Origin of the sequence: Ruminococcus sp. 1001136sp1_2201st1_G3_2201SCRN_220225 (genome assembly GCF_040924365.1) — a bacterium.
Taxonomy (GTDB): Bacteria; Bacillota; Clostridia; order Lachnospirales; family Lachnospiraceae; genus Blautia_A; species Blautia_A faecis.
Genome location: NZ_JBCOME010000102.1, coordinates 1 through 5,854 on the forward strand (window position 1 = coordinate 1; position 5,854 = coordinate 5,854).

4 protein-coding genes, 1 pseudogene and 1 riboswitch are annotated in these 5,854 nt (G+C 47.2%); all 5 genes and pseudogenes read left to right on the top strand.

All coding sequences use genetic code 11. The features are described from left to right. Positions 1 to 91: riboswitch (cobalamin riboswitch) on the bottom strand. This riboswitch is flagged as partial in the annotation. 110 nt (positions 92 to 201) lie between these two features. Beyond that, positions 202 to 366 (top strand): annotated as a pseudogene (locus tag AB5642_RS19410) (DUF6783 domain-containing protein). Between the two features lie 161 nt (positions 367 to 527). Next, on the top strand, positions 528 to 911 hold the full coding sequence (locus AB5642_RS19415; protein WP_118579507.1) for a metal-sensing transcriptional repressor: 384 nt from the start codon (positions 528 to 530) through the stop codon (positions 909 to 911). A 99-nt stretch (positions 912 to 1,010) separates the two neighbouring features. Continuing rightward, a complete protein-coding gene (locus AB5642_RS19420; RefSeq protein ID WP_173719389.1) occupies positions 1,011 to 3,695 on the top strand; it encodes a heavy metal translocating P-type ATPase in 2,685 nt (894 codons plus the stop codon). A gap of 341 nt (positions 3,696 to 4,036) precedes the next feature. After that, on the top strand, positions 4,037 to 5,620 hold the full coding sequence (locus tag AB5642_RS19425; RefSeq protein WP_215661327.1) for a glucose-6-phosphate isomerase: 1,584 nt from the start codon (positions 4,037 to 4,039) through the stop codon (positions 5,618 to 5,620). A gap of 173 nt (positions 5,621 to 5,793) precedes the next feature. Further along, positions 5,794 to 5,854, top strand: a 61-nt coding sequence (locus AB5642_RS19430; protein WP_368371892.1) for a DUF6783 domain-containing protein, incomplete at its 3' end; no start/stop codon positions are given.

Sequence of the window (5,854 nt, forward strand, 5' to 3'; positions counted from 1 at the left end):
CCCTTACACAGTGACGGCATCGTTCCGGACTCTCACCGGATTCTCTTTTGCGCATCATGTTTATGATGCAACCTTTGCGCTATAACCATTATACATATTCGACTCGGATATTTAATATGTACCATATTATTATATATTTTTTATGAACTTTTTATGTATTTTCTATGAACTATAGTGTATTTAGAAAATGCGTTCCGCAAGATGTGCGGCACAATTTGTGGGAGATTTCGTCCGGATGAGGGCACCGTAGCATGAAGACGCCGTAGCTGGCTACGCAAACAAATTCGGAAGAAATATACCGCAAAGTGGGGCGTGCAGATTGCGGGAATAATTTTTCAAACAGATTACTATTCACTCCGTTCATAGCAACACGCTTCGCGATGCACAGAAATCATGCTTTCGCATGGTTTCGCGCCGCAATTCTCAGGTTTTCTGTGAATTACTTATTGACAAATACCCCGCCAGGGTATATATTGGTTTCATCAAATACATACCCTGGCGGGGTATATAAGGAAAGGAGTCCGCCTATGACAGCTGATTATAAATCCGAATCCTGCTGCAGCCACACCGCAGCCGATCCTGCAACTCTTTCCAGCCAGGAACCTACCAAGAAGGTCTGTTCCTGCTGTTGTACCAAGCACACCGATCGTTCCGAAGCAGAGCGCAGGAAGCTGGTAAACCGTCTGAAACGTATTGAAGGCCAGATAAGGGGGATTATAGGAATGCTGGAGAATGACGCTTACTGCAACGATATTCTTATTCAGTCAGCAGCTGTAAATGCCGCTGTGAATGCATTTAATAAGGAACTTCTCGCCAATCATATCCGAACCTGTGTGGCAAGAGATATCCGTGATGGTAAAGACGAAACCATTGATGAGCTGGTTGCAACTTTGCAGAAGCTAATGAAGTGAGATACCAGCGTATTCCGAATGTGTACCTGCCTGCGGAGGTACGAATGCGCAGAGCAGTCCGTTGGTATCGAAACACTGTATTCGAAGGAGGAATTTATTATGGAACAATACAACGTCACCGGCATGAGCTGTGCAGCCTGCAGCGCCCATGTGGAAAAAGCGGTAAACAAGGTTCCGGGAGTTACTTCCTGCTCCGTAAGCCTGCTTACCAATTCCATGGGAGTGGAAGGAACTGCCTCAGCCTCTGCCATTGTCTCAGCTGTAGAAGAAGCCGGATACGGCTGCAGCCTGAAGGGTGCTTCCGGCCAGAAGGAACCCGTTTCTGATGCTGAGAAAGCCCTGGAAGATCACGAAACGCCACTCCTCAGGAAACGACTTATTGCCTCAGTAGGTTTTCTTCTGGTGCTGATGTACTTTTCCATGGGACACATGATGTGGGGATGGCCGCTGCCAGCCTGGTTTGATGGCAACCATATCGCCATGGGACTTGTACAGCTGCTTCTTGCAGGAATCGTCATGGTCATCAATCAGAAATTTTTCATCAGCGGCTTCAGGAGTCTGTGGCACCGCTCTCCGAACATGGATACCCTGGTAGCTCTCGGCTCCATGGCCTCCTTTGTATGGAGTGTCTATGCCCTGTTCGCCATGACCAGAGCCCAGGTTGACGGCAATTCCGAACTTGTCACGCACTACATGATGGAATTCTATTTCGAATCTGCCGCTATGATCCTGACCCTGATCACCGTTGGAAAAATGCTGGAAGCCCGTTCCAAGGGCAAGACCACGGATGCCTTAAAAGGTCTTATGAAGCTTGCTCCCAAGACTGCCGTTGTCATCCGAAACGGCCAGGAAGCCACCGTTCCCATTGACCAGGTTGTAAAAGGTGACACCTTTGTTGTCCGTCCTGGTGAGAACATCCCGGTGGATGGTGTGATTATCGAAGGCTCCAGTGCAGTCAACGAATCTGCCCTTACAGGTGAGAGTATCCCTGTCGACAAAGCTGCCGGAGATCTTGTCTCCGCAGCCACAGTCAACCAGTCTGGCTTTATCAAATGTGAAGCTACCCGCGTTGGCGAAGACACCACACTCTCCCAGATCATCAAAATGGTCAGTGATGCTGCAGCCACCAAAGCTCCTATTGCCAAAATCGCAGACCGTGTTTCCGGTGTTTTCGTACCTGCTGTTATCACTATTGCAATTATAACTACTATTGTCTGGCTGCTTACCGGTCATGAGGCTGGCTACGCCCTGGCAAGAGGAATTTCCGTTCTGGTCATCAGCTGCCCATGCGCCCTTGGTCTTGCCACTCCGGTTGCCATTATGGTTGGAAACGGAATGGGTGCCAAAAACGGTATCCTTTTCAAAACAGCCGTCTCCCTTGAGGAAGCCGGAAAGGTTCAGATCGTAGCCCTTGACAAAACCGGAACCATCACAAACGGTCAGCCGGAGGTTACTGACATTCTCCCTGCAGACGACGTATCTGAGAACGATCTTCTCACCCTTGCCTACGCCCTTGAAAAAAAGAGCGAGCACCCTCTTGCGAAAGCCATTCTGGAAAAAGCTGCAAGCCTTGGTCTTACAGCCCAGGAAGTCACAGAATTCCAGGCTCTTCCCGGCAATGGACTCTCTGCGAAGCTTGGCGCTTCCACGCTTATCGGCGGAAGCATGAAATACATCAACACTCTGGCAGCTGTCTCTCCGTCTCTTATGAACCAGGCCGAGAAGCTTGCCGAAGCAGGAAAAACTCCTCTTCTTTTCGCAAAAGATGGAAAACTTCTTGGAATCATTGCAGTTGCTGATGTAATCAAACCGGACAGTGCACAGGCAGTCAAAGAGCTTCAGAATATGGGTATCCAGGTAGTTATGCTTACCGGCGACAACGAGCGCACTGCCAGAGCTATTGGCGCACAGGCAGGTGTTGACCAGGTTATTGCAGGCGTCCTTCCAGATGGAAAAGAGAGCGTCATCCGCTCCCTGAAGGAAAAAGGCAAGGTTGCCATGGTTGGCGACGGAATCAACGACGCACCAGCCCTTACCAGAGCAGATATTGGTATTGCCATCGGTGCCGGAACGGATATAGCCATCGACGCAGCAGATATTGTCCTTATGAAAAGCCAGCTTTCCGACGTGCCAGCTGCTATCCGTATGAGCCGCGCTACTCTTCGCAACATCCACGAGAATCTCTTCTGGGCGTTCTTCTACAATGTAATTGGTATTCCGCTGGCTGCCGGCGTATGGATTCCAATTTTCGGATGGACCTTGAACCCGATGTTCGGCGCTGCTGCCATGAGCCTTTCCAGCTTCTGTGTAGTTACCAACGCGTTGAGGCTAAACCTGTTTAAAATTCATGACGCAGTTAAAGATAAAAAAGTCAAGAATCCGGTTTCCATAGAATCCAATTCTGGAAATATTGCTGATTTCTCTGAAGCATCATCTGCTGTTTTCTCAAAATCATTCAATGCAGATAAAACTTCAGATGCAGAACAAACGATTAATAACAGCTGCAAGCTTTTGAACGAATGCAGCGATATTAATAACAATACTAACAAAAAGGAGAATAATACCATGGTAAAAGTGACAGTTAATGTAACAGGAATGATGTGCGGACATTGCGAAGCACACGTAAACAAAGCAATCCAGGAAGCATTTGGGGTACAGGATGTTGTATCCTCCCATGATGCCGGAACTACTATTTTCTCAGCACCAGAGAAAGTGGACGAGGACAAAATCCGCCAGGTAATCAAAGACGCTGGCTATGAAGTAACCGGAATTACACAGGAGTAATCCATCCCTCACATTCAACTTGACCAATGCAGAAACCTATTGCAAAGGTCCGTTCAAACAGCCGACAGAAACATTTTTCAGCTTCTGTCGGCTGTTTTTTTACTTCTATCCCCTCTTTTTCTCCAGCTTTTATGTTCTTTTTTTCATATCAGCCCCATTCTTTCTTATATTAATGTTAATTTTTCACGAATCTTCATCCTTGCATTGAAATTCTATAAATTTTTCAGTATAATGATTTCGATACGGGTCTCACAGTGAGACTCCTTTGAGAGCATAATCCGTTGCTGAACAAGCTTTGAACAGCAACTATAGTCTCAACCATTTAAAGGAGGAATTATATTATGGCAACATGGAAAAATCTTGACACACTTGATTCTTTTGGCAAACTGAAAGAGCTTAAGAATCACGTAGACATTGCGGCAGCTCTGTCTGGTGAAGAAGGTGGCAAGCGTGTAGCTGATTATAGTACACCAATGGCAGCTGGTCTTTCTTACAACTATGCAGCCAAAGAAGTAGACGAAACCGTTTTATCCGCACTTGCGAAACTGGCTGACGAGGCACAGCTGATCGACAAATTTCAGGAATTATATAATGGTGCAGTGATCAACACCGGAGAGAACCGTATGGTTCTTCATCACCTTGCACGTAAGCAGCTTGGTAACCCGGTTGTTGTAGATGGTGTAGACAAACGTGAATTCTACGTTGCCCAGCAGAAAAAAGCTGCTGATTTTGCAAATAAGGTTCATGCTGGTGAGATCACCAACGAAGCTGGTGAGAAATTCACCACAGTCGTTCAGATTGGTATCGGCGGAAGTGACCTTGGTCCCCGTGCTCTTTACATTGCACTGGAGAACTGGGCGAAGGCCAATAACACATTCAAGATGGAAGCGAAGTTCATCAGCAACGTTGACCCGGATGATGCAGCTGCAGTACTTGCTTCTGTAGACCTTGCACACTCCTTATTCATCGTTGTATCCAAATCCGGTACAACCCTTGAGACACTGACCAACGAAGCATTTGTAAAGGATGCCCTGACAAAAGCAGGTCTGAATCCTTCCAAACACATGCTTGCCGTTACAAGTGAGACTTCCCCTCTTGCAAAGAGTGAAGATTATCTTACCGCCATCTTCATGGATGACTACATCGGAGGCCGTTACTCTTCTGTTTCCGGCGTAGGCGGAGCAATCCTTTCCCTGGCATTCGGACCGGAAGTATTTGCTCAGCTCCTTGAAGGTGCTGCAGCTGAGGATCAGCTTGCAACAAACCGTGACCTTATGAAGAACCCAGATATGCTGGATGCCCTTATCGGTATCTATGAGAGAAATGTGCAGGGATATCCTTCCACAGCTATTCTTCCATATTCACAGGCATTAAGCCGCTTCCCGGCACACCTTCAGCAGTGTGACATGGAGTCCAATGGTAAAACCGTAAACCGTTTCGGCGAGCCGGTTAACTACGTAACAGGTCCGGTTATCTTCGGAGAGCCAGGAACCAACGGTCAGCATTCCTTCTATCAGTTATTGCATCAGGGCTCTGACATTGTCCCGCTTCAGTTCATCGGCTTTAAGAACAGCCAGCTTGGCGTAGATGTTGACATTGAGAACAGCACCAGCCAGCAGAAGCTCTGCGCTAACGTGGCAGCTCAGATTGTTGCATTTGCCTGCGGTAAAGAGGATGAGAACCTGAACAAGAACTTCAAGGGTAAACGTCCGTCCAGCATTATCATCGGTCAGCAGCTTACCCCTGCTTCCCTTGGTGCATTGCTTGCTCACTTTGAGAACAAGATCATGTTCCAGGGCTTCGTATGGAATCTGAACAGCTTCGACCAGGAAGGCGTTCAGCTTGGTAAAGTTCTTGCGAAACGTGTACTTGCACACAATACAGACGGTGCTCTTAAGGTATTCAGCGATCTTCTGAACATCTGATCTTTCAAACAGGCTCTAAAGCATATTTGAAAAATTTACGGCAGCCCGGGAATTTCCGGGCTGCCGTTTTTTTATGCTACATACTATAAAAACAGACCGCAGAAATCCTGTATTTCCATAATCTTCTGCGATCTGACATTTTAGAGCGTGTTGAAAAAGGCTCTAGAGCGTGTTTGAAAAAGGCTTTCTGCAAGATGTGCGTCACAATTTGTGGGAGATTTTGTCCGGATGAGG